The organism is Sphingomonas sp. Leaf412 (assembly GCF_001425405.1).
Lineage (GTDB): Bacteria > Pseudomonadota > Alphaproteobacteria > Sphingomonadales > Sphingomonadaceae > Sphingomonas.
Genome location: NZ_LMQP01000004.1, coordinates 112394 through 130868, shown reverse-complemented (window position 1 = coordinate 130868; position 18475 = coordinate 112394). Strand labels below are relative to the sequence as shown.

The following is an 18475-nucleotide window of genomic DNA, read 5'->3' as shown; positions in this document are numbered from 1 at the left end:
CTGCGCGGGAGCACGTGGCTGATCCGACGGAAAGGCAGAAGTCGATGATGCGAAGCATGTTGCCGTGGCGGCGTCCGGTCGCTCCCCTTCTCGCCGCCGCCCTCGCGCTTTCCGCCTGCGCGACCGTCCCGCGCGCATCGACGCCGATCGCGGCGGTCGCCACGCCCGCCGACACGTACGGCGACCTGTTCGCCGCGGTGCAGGAACGCCGCATCTTCCCCGACGGAAAGACCTTCGTCGACGCCAGCCCGAAGCGCCCCGCCGCGGCGATCATGCGCGACTGGCGCGCGCTGGGGCCGGTCGACGATGCCGCGCTGCGCGCCTTCGTCCGCGCCAATTTCGACGTGCCGGGGGAGGGCGCGGCGCCCGCGCCGTCGGCGGAACGCCTGCCGATGGCGGACCATATCCGCGCGCTGTGGCCCGTGCTGACGCGCCCACCGCTCGATCCCCCCGCCGGATCGACCGCGCTCGCGCTGCCGCAGCCCTACGTGGTGCCCGGCGGGCGCTTCCGCGAGATGTATTACTGGGACAGCTATTTCACGATGCTGGGCCTGAAGGCGGACGGGCGGCAGGATCTGGTCGACGCGATGGTCGCGGACTTCGTGTCGCTGGTCGAACGCTACGGCCACGTCCCCAACGGCACGCGCACCTATTACCTCAGCCGGTCGCAGCCGCCGTTCCTGTACGCCATGATGGCGCTGTCGCCGCCGCGCGACGCGAACGAGGATGCGCGGCGGCTGGCGGCGCTGCGGCGCGAACATGCCTTCTTCACCGCGCCCGAACGCACGATCCCGATGCCCGACGGCGCGCGGCTGCACCATTACCGGGACGCGCGCGACACCCCGCGCGACGAAAGCTGGCGCGAGGATGTCGAGACGGCAAAGGCGAGCGGACGCGACGTGAAGGAGGTCTATCGCCACCTGCGCGCGGGCGCGGAGAGCGGCTGGGACTATTCCTCGCGCTGGCTGGCCGACGGGCGCACGCTGGCGACGATCGATACGACCAATATCGTGCCGGTGGACCTGAACAGCCTGCTGTACGGGCTGGAACAGGCGATCGCGGCCGGATGCGCGGCGGCGCGCGACGCCGCCTGCGCGCGCGATTTCACCGCCGCCGCGCAGGCGCGCCGCGGCGCGATCGAACGTTGGCTGTGGGACGAGGCGGGCGGGCGCTACGGCGACTGGGACAGTGCCGCGCGCCGGCTGCGTCCCGGCCTGACCGCGGCGACGCTGTATCCGCTGTTCGTCGGCTTGGCCTCGCCCGCGCATGGCGCGGCGGTGGCGGTGACGACCGGGCGCGACCTGCTGGCGCCCAACGGCCTGCGCACGACCCTGGTCGCGACGGGGCAGCAGTGGGACCGCCCCAACGGCTGGGCGCCGCTGCAATGGATCGCGGTCGACGCCCTGCGCCGCTACGGCCGCGACGACCTGTCGGCGCAGGTCGCGCGCCGTTTCCTGGGCACGGTGGAACGCGAATATCGCGCGTCGGGCAAGCTGCTGGAGAAATACGACGTGGAGGAAAGCCGCGCCGGCGGGGGTGGGGAATATCCGACGCAGGACGGCTTCGGCTGGACCAACGGCGTGGTGCGCGCGATGCAGGAGCGGTACGGCGCGCGGTGAGGGGTCAGGCGTCATGGACCGGTGGCCATTGGCGCGCGGTATGGATCAGGACCAATATCCATACCGTATTGTCGGCGATTTCGTAGATCAGGCGATAGCTGCGATGGGGCGTCAGTTCGCGGGTGCCCGCGACGTCGCCGTCGTGCCCCAGCATGGGAAAGTCGGCGAGCCTGCGCGCGGCTTCCGCGAACAGGCGGTCCATCCGTGCCGCCGCGACGGGATCGCGCGCTTCGAGATAGTCCCAGATCTCGGCACGATCCTGCTCCGCCTCCGGCGTCCAGACGACCTTCATTGTTTTCCGGTGGTGCGCGACCGCCGGGCGGCGAAGTCCCTTTCTACCGCGTCATCGGACCGGCCACGTCCGGTCGCGACCGATCGACGTGCGACTTCCACCTTGCGTTCGACGAAGGCGGCATGATCGTGCCGTCGCTGGATGAACTCGCGCATCAATTCCCGCAAGACCTGGGAGGCGGGGCGGTGGCTTTCCTGCGCCGCGGCCATGAAGGCGTCGCGCAGGTCGGGTTCCAGCTTCATCGTGAAGACCGCTTCCTTGGACATACGCGCTCCTGAAATACTGACGACGTATATACGTCGTCGACACGCCGCCCTCAATGGAAATCGTGGCTCCGGATCGGGATCACATCCTCGCCCCGCTCGCGGAAATGATAGTCGCTGCGTGGCACCGGCTTCCACTGCTTGTCCTTGTATCCCGCGTCGCCACGATCGGGCGCACCGGGATAGGTGGCGCCGTCGCCGCGCGACACCATTCGTGGAAGGTCGATGTCCCCCACCTGCCGCAACATCGGGGTCAGGTCGGTCACGCGGTCGACGATGACGTGGATCACCGCGCCTTCCTTCTGCACCCGCCCCTTCAAACCGACCATCGCGGCGGACATGACGGTGCGGCGCTGCGCCTCGAACCGGTCGGGCCACAATATGCCGTTGGCAACCCCGGTCTCGTCCTCGATCGTGATGAACAATACGCCCTTCGCGCTGCCGGGCCGCTGGCGCACCAGGATGATGCCCGCGACCTCCACCGCCTTCCCGTCGCGCGCGCCCAGTGTGGCGCACGGCACGATGCCGCGATCGGACAAAGCGGGGCGCAGGAACTGCATCGGATGCGCGCGCAGCGACAATTGCGTCGCGCGATAATCCTCCACCACCTCGCGCCCCTGCGTCAGCGCGGTCAGCGTCACCGGCTCCTCGCGCCGTTCCAGCCCGGCGAGCAGCGGCAGCGGCGCCTCCCCCAGCCCCCTGATCGCCCACAGCGCCTGCCGCCGGTCCAGCCCCAGCGCATGGAAGGCATCCGCGCGCGCCAGCTTCTCCAGCGCGGCGAGCGGCACGCCCGACCGCCGCCACAGGTCCTCGACCGAAGTGAAGCGTGCGCGCGCCCGCGCGGTCAGGATGCGGCCGGCGTCCTCGCCCGACAGGCCGGTGACGATGCGCAGGCCGAGGCGCAGGGGGTGGAGGGACGAGGTGGGCGCTCTTCCCTCTCCCCGCCGGGGAGAGGGTCGGGGTGAAGGGAAGGTGCCTCGCTGGGAGGTTGCCCTCGGTGAGACATCGGCCCCTCTCCCCACCCTCTCCCCGGCGGGGAGAGGGCTTTCACCGTCACCCTCCCCCTCCACCAGCATCGTATCCCACCCGCTCTCCAGCACGCACACCGGGCGCACCTCCACGCCATGCTCCCGCGCGTCGCGCACGATCTGCGCCGGGGCGTAGAAGCCCATCGGCTGCGCGTTCAGCAACGCGGCGCAGAAGACGTCCGGGTGGTGGCATTTCATCCAGCTGGAGGCGTAGGCGATCTTCGCGAAACTGGCCGCATGGCTTTCGGGAAAGCCGTAGCTGCCGAACCCCTCGATCTGCTTCACCAACCGGTCCGCGAAATCCTGCGTGATGCCGTTGCCGCGCATCCCGTCGATCAGGCGGTCGCGGAACGGACCCACCCCGCCGGTCGCCTTGAACGTCGCCATCGCGCGGCGCAGTCGGTCCGCCTCCCCGCCGGTGAAGCCCGCGCCGATGATCGCGACCTGCATCGCCTGTTCCTGGAACAGCGGCACGCCCAGCGTCTTCTGCAACACCGCCTTCAGCGCGTCGTTGGGATATTCGACCGTCTCGCGCCCCTCGCGCCGTTTGAGGTAGGGGTGGACCATGTCGCCCTGGATCGGCCCCGGCCGCACGATCGCGACCTGGATCGCGATGTCGTAGAAATTGGTCGGCTTCATCCGCGGCAACATGCTCATCTGCGCGCGGCTCTCGATCTGGAACACGCCCAGCGTATCGGCCTTCTGGATCATCGCGAAGGTCGCGGGATCGTCCTCCTGCATCGCCGGGCTGGCCAGGTTCATGCCGATGCCCTTGTGTTCGGCCAGCAGGTCGAACGCGCGGCGCATGCAGCCCAGCATGCCGAGGCCGAGGATATCGACCTTCATGAACCCCAGTTCCTCGATATCCGCCTTCTCCCATTCCACGACGCGGCGATCGATCATCGCGGCGGGTTCGATGGGGACCAGGTCGTGGAGCGGATCGCGCGTCAGCACGAAGCCGCCGGGATGCTGCGACAGGTGGCGCGGCGTCCCGATCAACTGGCGCGCGAGGTCGAGCGCGAGCGCCAGTCGCGGTTCGGACGCGTCAAGGTTCAGCGCCGCGACATGCGCGTCGGGCACGCCCTCGCTCGACCAGCCCCATACCTGGCCCGCCAATGCGCCCGTCATGTCCTCGGGCAGGCCCAGCACCTTGCCGACCTCGCGGATCGCGCCGCGGGTGCGAAAACGGCTGACCACCGCGGTCAGCGCGGCATGCGCGTGGCCGTAATGGTCGTAGATCCACTGGATCACTTCCTCGCGCCGCTCGTGTTCGAAATCGACGTCGATGTCGGGCGGCTCGCGGCGCTCCTCCGACACGAACCGCTCGAACAGCAGCTGGTGCTTGACCGGGTCGATCGAGGTGATGCCCAGGACGAAGCAGATGACCGAATTGGCGGCCGATCCGCGCCCCTGGCACAGGATCTCCTGGCTGCGCGCATATTGGACGATGGAATTGACGGTCAGGAAATAGGGCGCATACTCCATCTTCTCGACCAGCGTCAGTTCGTGTTCCAGCAGCGAGCGATAGGCGGCGGGCGGGTCCGCGCCGAACCGCTGGCGCAGGCCGTTCCACGCCAGCGCGGCCAGCGCCTGCTGCGGCGTCTTGCCTGCGATGATCTCCTCGTCGGGATATTGGTATTTCAGGTCGCGCAGGGAAAAGGTGCAGCGTTCGACGATGGCATCGACCGCGGCCAGCGCCTGCGGATGGTCGCGGAACCGGCGCGCCATATGGTCGGGCGGCAGCAGGTGGCGGCCCGCATGACGCTCGCGCCGGAAGCCCAGGTCGTCGATCGTGCATTTCTCGCGGATCGCGGTCACGACGTCCTGCAACATCCGCCGGTCGGGGTCGTGGTATAGCACGTCCCCCGTCGCCAGCGGCACCAGCCCGAACCGCGCCGCCGCCGCCGCGGTCTCATGCAGCCGCAACGCCTCCCCCGGCCGCCGCCAGTGCGTCAGGCACACGTGCCCGCGGTCCGGAAACAGGTCCGCCATCCAGCGCAGCGACGCCGCGTCCGCCCCCGCCACATCGGGCACCAGCGCGGCGACGAGGCCCCCGGCCTGCGCCGCCACGTCTTCCCAATGCAGGAAGCACCGGCCCTTTTCCCCATGTTGCGGATCGGCGCGCGCCTTGCCGATCGTCAGCAGCCGCGTCAGCCGCGTCCACGCCGCGCGATCCTGCGGCCACACAAGCAGCGACGCGCCGGACACCAGGTCCAGCCGACACCCGACGACCAGCCGCGGCGGGTGCGGCACCTGCGCCGCGACCTGTTCCTGCGCGTACAGCATCCGCACCACGCCCGCGACGGAATTGCGGTCGGTCACCCCGATCGCGGGCATCTCCATCATCGCCGCGGTGGCGACCAGTTCGTCGGGGGACGAGGCCCCGCGCAGGAAGGAAAAATGTGTGGTGACCTGAAGCTCGCTGTACGTCATGTGGCGAAACGACTATATGACATGGTCAGTTCGCAGCGACGCAGGAGGCGCGCATGGGCAAGATGGTCGGCATCACCGAGTTCAAGGCGAAATGCATCGCGCTGTTGAACGAGATGGAGCGCAGCGGCGAGCCGTTGACGATCACGCGGCGGGGCAAGCCGTCGCTGACGCTGCGGGCGGACGTGGCGGAGAAGACGCCGTCGAAGCCGGTATTCGGGATGATGAAGGGTACCATGACATGGGCGCCGGGTGTCGACCCGACGGCGTCGGTGATGGACGAGGACTGGGAAGCGCAATGGGAAGCGAAATGGGATCGCCTGCTTCCGGATCGGTCGACCCACGCGGAATGATCCTGCTCGACACCCACGTGCTGTTGTGGCTGGTCGACGGCGACAGGCGTCTTGGCGCTGGTGCGCGCGAAATCATCGAAGAGACACCGGCGATATTCTTCTCGGCCATGTCGGCATGGGAATTGGCCATGCTGGTTTGCGGTGACAAACTCGCGCTGGAGATGACGCCGGCGGCGTTGCTTCGATACGTTGTCGATAACTCTCGCGCACGCGAGATTGCGGTCGATACGGATATGGCGCTCGACGCCGGCGGGATGCCGCGGGCCATCCACGGCGACCCGTGCGACCGGATCATCATGGCCACCGCCCGCGCGCTCGGCTGTCCGCTCGTCACCGCGGACCGCAAGATCCTCGCCTATGCCGCCGCCGGCCACCTGAAGGCGATCGACGCGCGTATCTGACGCCTCGCGCACCACGCCTTCAGCCGAACGTGCCATGCATGTACCACGTCAGGTCGCCGGTCTCCACGCGCAGCCCGTCGCCGCGGCGGAACAGCCAGAAGCGTTCGCCGGTGTCGTCCTCGACCGCGAAATAGTCGCGCACCGCCTGCGCCTCCGCGGCGCGGCGCCACCATTCGCCCGCGATCCGTTCCGGCCCGTCGCCGCGCACGATGCGGTGCGTCACCCCGCGCCAGGTAAAGCGCAGCGGGGGATAATCGGGCAGCTCGGCGATGACATGGTCGATCCGCTCGGGCCGGGACAGCAGCCGTACCGGGCGCGACCACCGCGGGTGCCAGGGATGCGCCGCAAGGCGGGCGTCGAGGTGGCGCACGTCCTCCCGCTTCAGCCGCGGCGTCGCCGCGACGGACGGGTCCAGCGGGGCGGCGCGCGCGACCGCGCGTTCGGGCACGTCGCTTTCCACCGCGCAGGCGCGCCACAGGCGGGTCGCGCCGATGCGGTTGGCGATGGCATCGACCAGCAGCGACAGGTCGGGCGTGTCGTCGGTCAGGTCGCCCGAAAACGCCTCCGCCCCTAGGGGATCGCTGCGCAGGACGTGGAGCGCCAGCCCTTCGATCCCGAAACCGGGGTCGATCGTCTCGATCCGCCGGACCAGCAGCCGCAGCAGATGGTCGGGCGCGCGCGTCGGGCGCGCCAGCCCGACGCGGACCACCTGCACCGCGGCATCGACGCGCGTCGCCACCAGCGCCACCGCGCGCGCGCCGCGCCCCGCCTGCGCCAGCGCGACGGCCAGGCGTGCGACCAGCTGCGCCAGCCAGTGCGCGATCGGCTCCGCGGTCATCAGCGGTTCGGCGAAGCGCTGCTCCACCGCGATGGGGTCGAGCGGGATGACCGGGTCGAGCGGTTCGGCGATGCGCCCGCCTGCCTGGTCCAGCCGCAGCGGCACCGCGCGCCCGAACCGGCGCGCCAGCGGCGCGCGCGGCAGCGCGGCGAGGTCGCCGACGGTGTCCACGCCCAGCCGGCGCAGCAGGTCCAGCGCCTTGTCCTCGATCCGCAATGCGGCGACGGGGAAGGGGGCGAGCGCGGGCATCGGGTCGCCCGGCGGCAGGATCGCGACCGCCGCCGCATCGTGGCGCGCCAATGCCCAGGCCGCGCCGGTGGTGTCCGCCACCCCCACGCGCGCCGCGATGCCGACGCGCGCCAGTCCGCGTACCAGCCGCCGCATCATCCGCGCCTCCCCGCCGTGCAGGTGCGCGACGCCGGACAGGTCCAGGAACAGGCCGTCCGCATCCGACACCGCCACCACCGGGGTCCAGCGCCGCGCCAGCAGGATCGCCAGCCGGTGGAGCGCGGCGCGGTCGCCGTCATGGTCCGCATCGCGCACCGCGATCCCCGGCACCGCGGCGCGCAACTGCGTCAACGCCATCCCCGCCACCGCGCCCAGCGCGCGCGCGGCGGGGCAGGCGGCGGCGACCTCCACGCGGGCACCGACCTTGTGGACGGTGACGAGGGGGTGGGGCGGTTGCGGGGGAGTCGTCATGCCGGGCCTGTCCCGGCATCCACCGTTAGGCACGAGCGACGGCCGGTGATGGTGCGGCACGGTGGACCCCGGGACAGGCCCGGAACGGTCGTTCGAGGCGTCGGCGTGACCGTTGCGACGGTCATGCATCGCGCCCCGCCCCGGCTCCGGCCAGCCCGCGGCCTTCCCCCCGTCATCGCCGGGCAGGCGCTTGTAGGGATGGTCCGCCGCCTCGCTGCGACGGCCCAGTTCGCGCATCGGCGGGCGCTGGTGCGCGGGCAGGGCGGCGATGTCGCGGTCGACCTGCGCGCGCGCCTCCTCCCCCCGCGCCCATTTCGCGCCGGGACGCCAGCCGGTGTTCTTCGGCGCGTCGCACGCCTTGCCGCCACGCGCGGCATCCCCGGCGTGCTTCAGCGGCAGCAGATCGACGCGCGCGCGCTCAGGCGGCGGCGCGTGCGGTCGCTCCGCCCGCCTGATGCGGTCGATCGACCACTCGGGCAGGTAGAGCGAGGCGACCCGTTTCATCCGCGGCCTCCACGATCGTGCTGAAGGGTTCGCCGCCACGCTGGCGGACGAGTGCGAGGTCCCAGCGCGCCCGGCCGATGCCCGCGGTGGGCAGCGGGGCGGACGGCGCGGTGGCGATGCGCCAGCGCGTGACCGCGGCGGAGGGCACGCCCAGCGGGTCCGCGCCCTCCCGCGCGTGCCGCTTCATCAGCAGCGCGATCGTGCGGCCGCCCTCCGCCGCCAGCTGAAGCCGCCGGGTGGCGGCCATGCCGACGCGCCGCGCCTCGCCGATCACGGCGCCCAGCGCGCGATGGCGCAGGCCCTCCTCCATCAGGGCCAGCACCTCGGCATCGTCCGCCGCCTCTGCATACAGGACGCGTTCGGGCGCCAGCCCGGCCTGGTACAGGCCCGGCGCGAACAGGTCGCGGCGGCGCACGATCCACAGGACCGGCCCCCACGCCCGCGCCGCGATCCCCGCCAGGAACAGCGTCGCGGCGGCATCGTCCCCCATCCTGGGCGAGGCGGCGGCGACTTCGTGCAGCGAATCGAGCCGCAGCCCCGTGGTCGCCAGACGCGAATCGATGCCGCCGACGCCGAACGGCAGCACCTCGCGCCGCCGCCCGTCATGGCTGCGGCCGTCGCCTTCGATCGCGCTCAGTTCGGCGCGCAGGGCGGCAAGGACGGGGGATCGGGTCACGGGCTGGATACGACTCGCCATTAAAATCGTTCCTATTTTGTTCTTTCAAGGGCTTTCGAGTCAATCCCTTAACCGGCCTGTCGGTGCTGTGCCGCCCCGCTGCCGCGCTGTGCGTCGCCGCACCCCCTATCGCGACGCTTGAAATATAATTACAAGCGGACGAAAGATGCTCCGGCATCGCGTTTCGAGGAGAGCTAGGTGGCGAGCGACGGTCGCAGCAACCTGAAACCATTGTCGCTGCACGTGCCGGAACCGAAGTTCCGGCCCGGCGACGCGGTCGATTTCGCGGCGGTGGAAATCCCTCCCGCCGGTGCCGCGCGGCGTCCCGACACCGCCGCGCCGGCGAGGGAATTCACCGACCTGGCGTACACGCTGGTGCGCGTGCTGGACGAGGAGAACCGCGCCGTCGGCCCGTGGGACCCGAAGCTGTCGCCCGACACGATGCGGCGGATGCTGCGCCACATGGTGCTGGTCCGCGCCTTCGACGAGCGGATGTTCCGCGCGCAGCGGCAGGGCAAGACCAGCTTCTACATGAAATGCCTGGGCGAGGAGGCGGTCGCGATCGCCGCCGCACACGCGCTGGACGACGAGGACATGTGCTTCCCGTCGTACCGCCAGCAGGGCCTGCTGATCGCGCGCGGCTGCCCGCTGGTCGACATGATGAACCAGATCTATTCCAATACGGGCGACAAGTTGCAGGGCAAGCAGCTGCCGATCATGTATTCGGAACGGCGCTTCGGCTTCTTCTCGATCTCGGGCAACCTCACCACCCAATATCCGCAGGCGGTGGGCTGGGCGATGGCGTCGGCGTCGAAGGGAGACACGCGCATCGCCGCGACCTGGTGCGGGGAGGGGAGCACCGCGGAGGGCGACTTTCACTCCGCGCTGACCTTCGCCACCGTCTATCGCGCGCCGGTGATCTTCAACGTCGTGAACAACCAGTGGGCGATCAGCAGCTTCTCGGGCTTCGCAGGCGCAGAGGCGACGACCTTCGCCGCGCGCGCGGTGGGTTACGGGATCGCGGGGCTGCGCGTCGACGGCAACGACGCGCTGGCGGTGTACGCCGCGACGCAATGGGCGGCGGAACGCGCGCGGACCAACGCGGGCCCGACGCTGATCGAGCATTTCACGTACCGTGCGGAGGGGCATTCGACCTCCGACGACCCCACGCAATATCGCAGCGCGGGCGAACCCACCGCCTGGCCGCTGGGCGATCCGATCCGGCGGTTGAAGGATCATCTGATCGCGATCGGCGAATGGGACGAGGACCGCCACGCCGCGCAGGACAGGGAACTGGCCGAGCATGTGAAGGCGGAGCAGAAGGCGGCGGAGAAGAACGGCATCCTGGGCCACGGCCTGCACCAGCCGCTCGACACGTTGTTCGACGGCGTGTTCGAGGAGATGCCGTGGCACCTGCGCGAACAGCAGGCGCAGATGCTGGCCGAGGAAACCGCCAGCGGCCGCCCGTGGGATCGCAAGTGATGACCGAGACGATGGAACAGTCCGAAACCACCACCCGCATGAACATGATCCAGGCGATCAATTCCGCCATGGACGTGATGATGGATCGCGACCCCGGCGTCGTGGTGATGGGGGAGGATGTCGGCTATTTCGGCGGCGTCTTCCGCGCCACCGCGGGGTTGCAGAAGAAATACGGCAAGACCCGCGTGTTCGACACGCCGATCACCGAATGCGGCATCATCGGCGTCGCGGTCGGCATGGGCGCCTACGGCCTGCGCCCCGTGCCGGAAATCCAGTTCGCCGACTATATCTACCCCGCGCTGGACCAATTGGTCAGCGAGGCGGCGCGGCTGCGCTATCGCTCGGGCGGCGAGTTCATCTCCCCCATCACGGTCCGCTCGCCCTTCGGCGGCGGCATCTTCGGCGGGCAGACGCACAGCCAGTCGCCGGAGGGCATCTTCACCCACGTATCGGGGGTCAAGACCGTCATCCCGTCGACCCCCTACGATGCCAAGGGCCTGCTGATCGCCGCGATCGAGGACAACGACCCCACGTTGTTCTTCGAACCCAAGCGTATCTACAACGGCCCGTTCAACGGCCATTGGGACCGCCCGGCCGAAAACTGGTCGAAACATCCCGCGGGCGCGGTGCCGGAGGGATATTATCGCATCCCGCTGGGCAAGGCGAACGTGGTGCGGACCGGCGAGGCGGTCACGATCCTCGCCTATGGCACGATGGTCCACGTCTGCGCGCAGGTCGTCGCGGACGAGGGCATCGATGCGGAGATCGTCGACCTGCGCACGCTGGTGCCGCTGGATATCGAGACGATCGAGGCGTCGGTGAAGAAGACCGGCCGCTGCCTGATCGTGCACGAGGCGACGCGCACCGGCGGCTTCGGCGCGGAGCTGTCCGCGCTGGTGCAGGAACGCTGTTTCTACCACCTGGAGGCGCCGGTCGAGCGCGTCACCGGGTTCGACACGCCCTATCCGCACAGCCTGGAATGGGCCTATTTCCCCGGTCCCGTGCGGATCGGACAGGCGCTGAAAAAGATCCTGAAGGACGGATAAGACGATGGCACGTTTCACCTTCAAGCTGCCCGACATCGGCGAAGGCATTTCCGAGGCCGAGATCGTGGCATGGCACGTCGCCGTCGGCGACCGCGTCGAGGAGGATCAGGGCCTCGCCGACATGATGACCGACAAGGCGACGGTGGAGATGGAATCCCCCGTCGCGGGCACCGTCGTCGAACTGGCGGGCGAGGTCGGCGACCAGGTCTCGATCGGCGCCGCGCTGGTGGTGATCGAGACGGAAGCCGAAGTCGCGGACGAGCCGACGTTCGAGGCCGAGAACCCCGGCGTGGAGGAAAATATCCTCCCCGGCACGGGGAGGGGGATCGGCGAAGCCGGTGGAGGGGGAGCGCCGCACGCGACCCCGCCAGTGGAACGTGCGACCGAACCGACGTCGGCTGATCTTCAGACGTCGCCACCCGCGGCCGCCCCCCCGCCATCCGCCGGGACGAACGGTCCCCCTCCCCGTGCCGGGGAGGATCACAAGGTCCTCGCTTCCCCCGCGGTCCGCGCCCGCGCGGCGGACCTGAACGTCGACCTGTCGCAGGTCCGCATCGCCGAGGGCGACCGCATCCGGCATTCGGACCTCGACGCCTACCTGCGCTACACCGGCGGCGAGGGCTATCACGCCCCCCACGCCGGCCGCGCCCGCGCGGACGAGGCGATCAAGGTCATCGGCATGCGCCGCCGCATCGCGGAGAACATGACCGCGTCGAAGCGCAACATCCCGCACTTCACCTATGTCGACGAGATCGACGTGACCGAGCTGGAACGCGTCCGCGCCGACCTGAACGCCAACCGCGGGCAACGTCCGAAGCTGACGATCCTGCCGCTGATGATCGTCGCCATCTGTCGCACTTTGCCCGACTTCCCGATGCTCAACGCGCGCTACGACGACACGGGCGACGGGGGGGCGGGCGTGGTGACGCGCCACGGCAGCGTGCATGTCGGCATGGCGGCGCAGACCGACGCGGGCCTGACCGTCCCCGTCATCCGCGACGCGCAGGACCGCAACGTCTGGCAGCTCGCGACCGAGATCGCGCGGCTGGCCGACGCCGCGCGCGCCGGCAAGCTGAAGCCCGACGAACTGGGCAACGGCACGATCACCGTCACCTCGCTCGGCCCGCTCGGCGGCATCGCGACGACGCCGGTCATCAACCGGCCCGAAGTGGCCATCATCGGCCCGAACAAGATCGTCGAGCGCCCCGTGTTCCGGGGCGACGATATCGTCCGCGCGAAGCTGATGAACCTGTCGATCAGCTGCGACCACCGCGTCGTCGACGGCTGGGACGCGGCAAGCTACGTCCAGGCGCTGAAGAAGCTGCTGGAAACCCCGGTCCTGCTGTTCGCGGACTGACGCGTAGTCGTCGGCGCGAGAGCCACCAACAGGCCCGCGCCCCACCCGTCATGCCGGGCTTGTCCCGGCATCCATCGCGCCACGAGTTCAACGGCGTGAGGTCAGGCGGAGGGATGGATGCCGGGTCAAGCCCGGCATGACGGGCAGGATTGGTCGATGATATCCATCACGTCGTCCCGGCCCGGCCGCGGGACGTCGAGAGTCATTAGCAGGCCTGCGCCCCATACGTCATGCCGGGCTGGACCCGGCATCCATCGCGCCGCGAGTCCAACGGCGTGAGGTCAGGCGGAAGGATGGATGCCGGGACAAGCCCGGCATGACGGGCCGCGTGGGCGGTGGTGTTCGCGACGCCGGCCCCGGTCTGCCTGGGTGACGTCGAAGACCTTACGCCCACCTCCACCACACCGTCATGCCGGGCCCGTCCCGGCATCCACCGCCCCGCGAGTCGCGCGGCGTAAGGTCAGGCGGAGGGGTGGATGCCGGGACAAGCCCGGCATGACGGCGAAGATCCGTCGACGCTATCCGCCACGTCGTCCCGGCCCGGCCGCAAGACGTCGAGAGCCATTAGCAGGCCCGCGCCCCATCCGTCATGCCGGGCTGGACCCGGCATCCATCGCGCCACGAGTCCAACGGCGTGAGGTCAGGCGGAAGGATGGATGCCGGGACAAGCCCGGCATGACGGGCAGGATTGGTCGATGATATCCATCACGTCGTTCCGGCCCGGCCGCGGGACGTCGAGAGTCATTAGCAGGCCCGCGCCCCATCCGTCATGCCGGGCTGGACCCGGCATCCATCGCGCCACGAGTCCAACGGCGTCAGGTCTGGCGGAGGGGTGGATGCCAGGACAAGCCCGGCATGAAGAAGACTCCCCAGCAGTGTTCGCCACGTCGGTCCCGCCCCAACCAACCCCGCCACCGACGGACGACACCACCCCTGTCCTACATCGCCACTTGCGCGTACGGCCCGACGCGTGACCTGCATCGCCGCCTCCCCGACCCAGCCCGCGCCCGCGTCCATGCATGCGCGCGCATCCGCGACCATGCGACCTTCCGCTGACCTTCCGGGCGCCGCGGCATGACCGCCGCCCCGTCCCCGTCCCCGTCCCCCTCGCGTCGCGGGCTGCTGCTCGGCGTCGGCGCCTATGTGTCGTGGGGCTTCCTGCCGCTGTACCTGCGGCTGCTGTCGCACGTCCCGCCGATGCAGGTGCTGGCGCATCGCGTGCTGTGGTCGCTGCTGCTGCTCGGCGTCATCGTCGTCGTCGCGCGGCGCGTGGGCGATATCCGCCGTGCCGCGCGCGGGCGGACCCTGCTGCTGCTGGCCGCCAGTGCGGCGCTGATCGCAATCAACTGGTACGTCTTCATCTGGGCGATCAACAGCGGCCACGCCCTGTCCGCCAGCCTCGGCTACTTCATCAACCCGCTGGTCAACGTCGCGCTGGGCGTCGCGGTGCTGGGGGAACGGCTGCGGCGGTTGCAGGGGGTCGCGATCGCGGTCGCGGCGGCGGGCGTGCTGGTGATGGCGGTGGCGGGCGGCGTCGGCGTCCTGTGGGTGCCGCTGGCGCTCGCCACCAGCTTCGGGACCTACGGCCTGGTCAGGAAGGTCGTCGCGATCGACGCGCTCGGCGGCCTGACGATCGAGACGCTGCTGCTGGCGCCTCTATGCCTGGCGGTCGTGCTGCTGGCGGGGCAGGGCGGCGACGGGACCGGCGCCGCGTTCGGCCACGACCGCTACACCGACCTGCTGCTGATCGGATCGGGCGCCGCCACCGCCGCCCCGCTGCTGATGTTCGCCGCCGCGGCGCGCGCGATGCCCTATTCCACGCTCGGCCTGCTGCAATATATCGCGCCGTCGATGCAGTTCGTGGAGGCGGTGTGGCTGTTCGGCGAACCGCTCCGCGGCTACCACCTCGCCACGTTCGGCCTGATCTGGACCGGCTGCGCGCTGTTCGCGTGGGACAGCGTCCGCGCGTCTAGACGCGACGGCCCCGGAACAGCTGCACCAGACCGACGATGATCGCCAGGACGATCAGGATGTGGATCAGCCCGCTCGCGACGTGGAACACGACGAAGCCCAGCGCCCACAGGATCAGCAGGATGATCGCGATCGTCCACAACATGGCATGTCTCCTTCGCCGGGCGTAACCCCGCCGCCGCCGCCGCGTTCCTCCGTCACACGATCTCGAACAGCCCCGCCGCGCCCATCCCGCCCGCGGTGCACATGCTGACCACGACGTAGCGCACGCCGCGCTTGCGCCCCTCGATCAGCGCGTGGCCGACCAGCCGGCTGCCCGTCATGCCGAACGGATGCCCGACCGCGATCGCGCCGCCGTTGACGTTGTATTTGTCGGGATCGATGCCGAGGTGGTCGCGGCAATACAGGCATTGCGACGCGAACGCCTCGTTCAGTTCCCATAGGCCGATGTCCGCCACCGACAGCCCGGCGCGGTCGAGCAGCTTCGGGATCGCGAACACGGGGCCGATCCCCATCTCGTCCGGCGCGCATCCCGCGGCCTGGAACCCGCGATAGACGCCCAGCACGTTGCGTCCTTCCGCCACCGCGGTGGCGCGGTCCATCACGATCTGCGCCGCCGCCCCGTCGGACAGCTGGCTGGCGTTGCCGGCGGTGACGTTGGCGCCCGGCCCGGTGAAGGCACCCCCGGCCCAGACGGTCTTGAGGCCCGCCAACCCTTCCGCGGTGGTGCCCGCGCGGATGCCTTCGTCCTGCGCGATCGTCACGGTTTCGCTGCCGGTGCGGTTGCCCGCCTTGTCGAACAGCGCCTTCTCGACCGTGATCGGCACGATCTCCTCCGCGAAGGCACCGGTTTCCAGCCCGCGCGCGGCGCGCTGCTGGCTCTGCGCGGCATAGGCGTCCTGCGCTTCGCGACTGATGTGGTAGCGGTCCGCGACGATCTCCGCCGTCTCGATCATCGGGATGTACGCCGCCGGCTCCTTCGCCACCACGCTCTCGTTCACGAAGCGCGGCGCGTCCTTGGTGACGGTGTAGCTGATCGATTCCATCCCGCCCGCCAGCGCGACGTCGATATCGCCCGCGATGATCGACCGCGCCGCGAGCGCCACCGCGGTCAGCCCGCTGCCGCACTTGCGGTCCAGCGTGAAGGCGGGGACGGATTGCGGCAGGCCGCCGGCGAAGATCGCCATCCGCCCGGCGTTGCCGCCCTGCGTGCCCCATTGGTTGCCGATGCCCCAGAACACGTCGTCGATCCGCGCCGGATCGATCCCGGCGCGCTCCACCGCCGCGTTCATGACATGGCCCGCCAGGACCGGCGCCTCGGTCGCGTTGAACGCACCGCGATATGCCTTGCCGATGGCGGTACGGGCGGTGGAAACGATCGCGGCTTCGCGCATCATGGCCTCTCCTGCTGCTATGCGGGACAGCCTAGCGCGACGCGGGCCTATTGGCGAGCGGGCGTCGCCTCCTTCGGATGGGTGCCGTCCCACATCGCCTGCGCGGTGCCGGAGCCGACGCGCACCTCGGCGGCGGGGTCGTGGCGAATCAGGGTGAAGTACAGCACCGCCGCGATCACCGCGAAGAGGACGGCGAGCGCGGGCCAGCCCCCCATGGTGCGGACGGAGCGGCGCGGACGGGAGTGGTCGGACATGCAGGCTTCCTTCGACAACAGGGTTCGTCGCGGGAAAAGCGCGGGCGGGGCGCCGTGTTCCGGTCCGCTTCGTGACGAAATCTTGCCGTCAGGCGGCGAGCGCCAGCGCCTGCTCCGCCTGTTCGAGCGCGCGGGGATCGTCCACGTCCAGCCACCATGCGTCGCCGATGTCCGCGACCCGCGCGCCGCCGGTGGCGGCCAGCGCCTCGACCCCGGCGGAGATGGACCCCGCGCCGCCCGCGGCGACGGAGGCGCGCAACGCGTCGTGGAAGCCGCCGTCGACCGCGAATACGCCGCAATCGAAACAGTCGTAATCGGGCAGGTGCTTGCCGATCGCGACGATACGGTCCCCCTGCGTGCGCACCCGCGTCACGTCGTCCATGTCGACCAGCGGATTGTCGAGCCGCCGGTCGATGCCCAGGACCAGCGGCGCCGCGGGCGCGGCGACGACCGTGGCGACCAGCGCGGGATCGAACAGGTGATCCGCCATCATCAGCAGGTGGCGCTGCGGCCCGATCGCGTCGGCGCCGGTCAGGATCGAAAAGCCGTTGGGCCGCGACCAGTCGCCGGTCCGCACGCAGGCGACCGGCACGTTCAGCCGGGCCGCCGCGCGCAACAGATGTTGTTCCAGGCGATCGCCCTCATGCCCCGTCACGACGGTGAAGGCCGTCGCACCGCCGTCATGCGCGGCGCGTATGACGCGCTCGATGAGCGGCACGCCTGCCACCAAAGTCAGCGGTTTCGACGGCGAAACCTCGCGCAGCCGGCTACCGAAGCCGGCTGCGACGATCAGGGCGTGCAAGGGGTGTCGCCTTATTCGGCGGCGAGGCGCGTGTCGGCGTGGATGAACTCGTCGGTCATCTGCGCCGCGACGTCGTCCGTGACCTGCTCGGGCGGGTGCTTGCAGAAGAACGCCGACGGGCCGGTCAGGGCGCCCGCGACGCCGCGGTCCATCGCCAGCTTCACGCACCGGATCGCATCGACCACGACGGCCGCGGAATTCGGCGAATCCTCGACCGACAGGCGCAGTTCCAGGTTCATCGGCACGTCGCCGAACAAATTACCTTCGAGGCGCAGGAAGCACAATTTGTTGTCGTGCAGCCACGGGATATAGTCCGACGGGCCGACGTGGATGTTCTCGTCCGCCAGCCGCTCGGCGATGACCGCCTGCACGGCCTCGGTCTTCGACTCCTTCTTGCTCGCCAGCCGGTTGCGGTCGAGCATGTTCATGAAGTCGGTGTTGCCGCCAGTGTTCAGCTGGTAGGTGTGATCGATCGTCACGCCGCGCTGGCCGAACAGGTTCGACAGCACGCGATGGACGATCGTCGCGCCGACCTGCGCCTTCACGTCGTCGCCGATGATCGGCAGGCCGGCGTCGGCGAAGCGCTTCTCCCACTCCGGCTTCGACGCGATGAACACGGGCATGCAGTTCACGACGCCGATCCCGGCCTCGATCGCGCATTCCATGTAGAATTCGGTCGCCTCCTGGCTGCCGACGGGCAGGAAATTGACCAGGACCTGCGCGCCGGTGCGCTTCAGTTCCTCGACGATCTCCGCCTTCGACGCGTCGCGCGCCGCGGCGTCGACCTCGAACCCGCGGTCGTTGGCGGCGGTCAGCATGTGGGCGGCGACGCCGTCCAGCTTGGCGCCCATCTTCACGATCGTGCCGGTCTTCGGCACGTCGGCGTGGAACACCTTCGTGCAGTTCGGCTTGGCGAAGATGGCCTCGCCCAGGTCGACGCCGACCTTGCGCGTGTCCACGTCGAACGCCGCGACGAAGTCGAGGTCGCCCACCTTGTAACCGCCGATATCCTCGTGGATGAGGCCGCTGGCGGTATTGCTGCCGGCGTAATGGTATTTGCCCTGCA

17 protein-coding genes are annotated in these 18475 nt (G+C 70.0%); 7 read left to right on the top strand and 10 right to left on the bottom strand.

What is annotated here, in order from left to right:
- Window positions 1–44: 44 nt before the first annotated feature.
- The gene (gene treF / locus ASG29_RS14890) at window positions 45–1619 is read left to right on the top strand and encodes an alpha,alpha-trehalase TreF (protein WP_321163200.1); all 1575 of its coding nucleotides are present in this window, start codon (window positions 45–47) and stop codon (window positions 1617–1619) included.
- A gap of 4 nt (window positions 1620–1623) precedes the next feature.
- Here treF and ASG29_RS14885 read toward each other — a convergent pair whose 3' ends face one another.
- From ASG29_RS14885 to ASG29_RS14875, 3 genes are read right to left on the bottom strand one after another with little or no spacing between them, the layout of a single operon-like run.
- A complete protein-coding gene (locus tag ASG29_RS14885; RefSeq protein ID WP_055986044.1) occupies window positions 1624–1911 on the bottom strand; it encodes a type II toxin-antitoxin system RelE/ParE family toxin in 288 nt (95 codons plus the stop codon).
- Window positions 1908–2177 carry a hypothetical protein gene (locus tag ASG29_RS14880; RefSeq protein ID WP_055986041.1) on the bottom strand — a complete coding sequence of 90 codons (270 nt, stop codon included), beginning with the start codon at window positions 2175–2177 and terminating at the stop codon, window positions 1908–1910. The genes ASG29_RS14885 and ASG29_RS14880 overlap by 4 nt, the downstream gene beginning before the upstream one ends.
- A 50-nt stretch (window positions 2178–2227) precedes the next feature.
- Window positions 2228–5635, bottom strand: coding sequence for an error-prone DNA polymerase (locus ASG29_RS14875; protein WP_055986038.1), 3408 nt, complete (start codon window positions 5633–5635; stop codon window positions 2228–2230).
- A 53-nt stretch (window positions 5636–5688) separates the two neighbouring features.
- Here ASG29_RS14875 and ASG29_RS14870 point away from each other — a divergent pair, with 53 nt between their 5' ends.
- Together ASG29_RS14870 and ASG29_RS14865 are read left to right on the top strand one after the other, a co-directional pair.
- Complete coding sequence (locus tag ASG29_RS14870; protein WP_055986036.1) at window positions 5689–5985, top strand: type II toxin-antitoxin system Phd/YefM family antitoxin; 297 nt, start codon at window positions 5689–5691, stop codon at window positions 5983–5985.
- Complete coding sequence (locus ASG29_RS14865; RefSeq protein ID WP_055986033.1) at window positions 5982–6386, top strand: type II toxin-antitoxin system VapC family toxin; 405 nt, start codon at window positions 5982–5984, stop codon at window positions 6384–6386. Before ASG29_RS14870 ends, ASG29_RS14865 begins: the two co-directional genes overlap by 4 nt.
- 19 nt (window positions 6387–6405) lie before the next feature.
- Here the strand turns inward: ASG29_RS14865 and ASG29_RS14860 are convergent, their stop codons facing one another.
- On the bottom strand, window positions 6406–8427 hold the full coding sequence (locus ASG29_RS14860; protein WP_082516171.1) for a Y-family DNA polymerase: 2022 nt from the start codon (window positions 8425–8427) through the stop codon (window positions 6406–6408).
- Window positions 8342–9124 (bottom strand): ImuA family protein, encoded by a 783-nt coding sequence (locus ASG29_RS14855; protein ID WP_055986029.1) that lies wholly within the window; start codon window positions 9122–9124, stop codon window positions 8342–8344. The genes ASG29_RS14860 and ASG29_RS14855 overlap by 86 nt, the downstream gene beginning before the upstream one ends.
- Before the next feature lie 177 nt (window positions 9125–9301).
- On the opposite strand from ASG29_RS14855, the gene ASG29_RS14850 reads away from it, so the two are divergent.
- The 4 genes from ASG29_RS14850 (at window position 9302) to rarD (ending at window position 15001) form a co-directional block, all read left to right on the top strand.
- A complete protein-coding gene (locus tag ASG29_RS14850; RefSeq protein ID WP_055986027.1) occupies window positions 9302–10585 on the top strand; it encodes a 3-methyl-2-oxobutanoate dehydrogenase (2-methylpropanoyl-transferring) subunit alpha in 1284 nt (427 codons plus the stop codon).
- A gap of 38 nt (window positions 10586–10623) precedes the next feature.
- Window positions 10624–11631 carry an alpha-ketoacid dehydrogenase subunit beta gene (locus ASG29_RS14845; protein WP_055986571.1) on the top strand — a complete coding sequence of 336 codons (1008 nt, stop codon included), beginning with the start codon at window positions 10624–10626 and terminating at the stop codon, window positions 11629–11631.
- A gap of 4 nt (window positions 11632–11635) precedes the next feature.
- The gene (locus ASG29_RS14840) at window positions 11636–12988 is read left to right on the top strand and encodes a dihydrolipoamide acetyltransferase family protein (protein ID WP_055986024.1); all 1353 of its coding nucleotides are present in this window, start codon (window positions 11636–11638) and stop codon (window positions 12986–12988) included.
- Window positions 12989–14062: 1074 nt separating this feature from the next.
- Complete coding sequence (gene rarD / locus ASG29_RS14835) at window positions 14063–15001, top strand: EamA family transporter RarD (RefSeq protein WP_055986020.1); 939 nt, start codon at window positions 14063–14065, stop codon at window positions 14999–15001.
- Here rarD and ASG29_RS16885 read toward each other — a convergent pair.
- The 5 genes from ASG29_RS16885 to ASG29_RS14820 form a co-directional block, all read right to left on the bottom strand.
- On the bottom strand, window positions 14958–15104 hold the full coding sequence (locus ASG29_RS16885) for a lmo0937 family membrane protein (RefSeq protein WP_156458076.1): 147 nt from the start codon (window positions 15102–15104) through the stop codon (window positions 14958–14960). The genes rarD and ASG29_RS16885 overlap by 44 nt on opposite strands.
- 52 nt (window positions 15105–15156) lie before the next feature.
- Window positions 15157–16353, bottom strand: a complete 1197-nt coding sequence (locus ASG29_RS14830; protein WP_055986568.1) for an acetyl-CoA C-acyltransferase — start codon at window positions 16351–16353, stop codon at window positions 15157–15159.
- Between the two features lie 47 nt (window positions 16354–16400).
- Window positions 16401–16607: a hypothetical protein gene (locus tag ASG29_RS16880; protein WP_156458074.1), complete on the bottom strand. Its 207-nt coding sequence runs from the start codon at window positions 16605–16607 to the stop codon at window positions 16401–16403.
- Window positions 16608–16695: 88 nt separating this feature from the next.
- The gene (locus ASG29_RS14825) at window positions 16696–17409 is read right to left on the bottom strand and encodes an NTP transferase domain-containing protein (RefSeq protein WP_162242987.1); all 714 of its coding nucleotides are present in this window, start codon (window positions 17407–17409) and stop codon (window positions 16696–16698) included.
- An 11-nt stretch (window positions 17410–17420) separates the two neighbouring features.
- On the bottom strand, window positions 17421–18475 hold a 1055-nt coding region (locus ASG29_RS14820), incomplete at its 5' end, for an inositol-3-phosphate synthase (RefSeq protein WP_055986014.1).

Excerpts from the sequence above, each read along its gene's own strand:
- treF (WP_321163200.1), top strand. The coding sequence starts at position 45 with ATGATGCGAAGCATGTTGCCGTGGCGGCGTCCGGTCGCTCCCCTTCTC.
- ASG29_RS14885 (WP_055986044.1), bottom strand. The coding sequence starts at position 1,911 with ATGAAGGTCGTCTGGACGCCGGAGGCGGAGCAGGATCGTGCCGAGATC.
- ASG29_RS14880 (WP_055986041.1), bottom strand. The coding sequence starts at position 2,177 with ATGTCCAAGGAAGCGGTCTTCACGATGAAGCTGGAACCCGACCTGCGC.
- ASG29_RS14875 (WP_055986038.1), bottom strand. The coding sequence starts at position 5,635 with ATGACGTACAGCGAGCTTCAGGTCACCACACATTTTTCCTTCCTGCGC.
- ASG29_RS14870 (WP_055986036.1), top strand. The coding sequence starts at position 5,689 with ATGGGCAAGATGGTCGGCATCACCGAGTTCAAGGCGAAATGCATCGCG.
- ASG29_RS14865 (WP_055986033.1), top strand. The coding sequence starts at position 5,982 with ATGATCCTGCTCGACACCCACGTGCTGTTGTGGCTGGTCGACGGCGAC.
- ASG29_RS14860 (WP_082516171.1), bottom strand. The coding sequence starts at position 8,427 with ATGAAACGGGTCGCCTCGCTCTACCTGCCCGAGTGGTCGATCGACCGC.
- ASG29_RS14855 (WP_055986029.1), bottom strand. The coding sequence starts at position 9,124 with ATGGCGAGTCGTATCCAGCCCGTGACCCGATCCCCCGTCCTTGCCGCC.
- ASG29_RS14845 (WP_055986571.1), top strand. The coding sequence starts at position 10,624 with ATGAACATGATCCAGGCGATCAATTCCGCCATGGACGTGATGATGGAT.
- ASG29_RS14840 (WP_055986024.1), top strand. The coding sequence starts at position 11,636 with ATGGCACGTTTCACCTTCAAGCTGCCCGACATCGGCGAAGGCATTTCC.
- rarD (WP_055986020.1), top strand. The coding sequence starts at position 14,063 with ATGACCGCCGCCCCGTCCCCGTCCCCGTCCCCCTCGCGTCGCGGGCTG.
- ASG29_RS16885 (WP_156458076.1), bottom strand. The coding sequence starts at position 15,104 with ATGTTGTGGACGATCGCGATCATCCTGCTGATCCTGTGGGCGCTGGGC.
- ASG29_RS14830 (WP_055986568.1), bottom strand. The coding sequence starts at position 16,353 with ATGCGCGAAGCCGCGATCGTTTCCACCGCCCGTACCGCCATCGGCAAG.
- ASG29_RS16880 (WP_156458074.1), bottom strand. The coding sequence starts at position 16,607 with ATGTCCGACCACTCCCGTCCGCGCCGCTCCGTCCGCACCATGGGGGGC.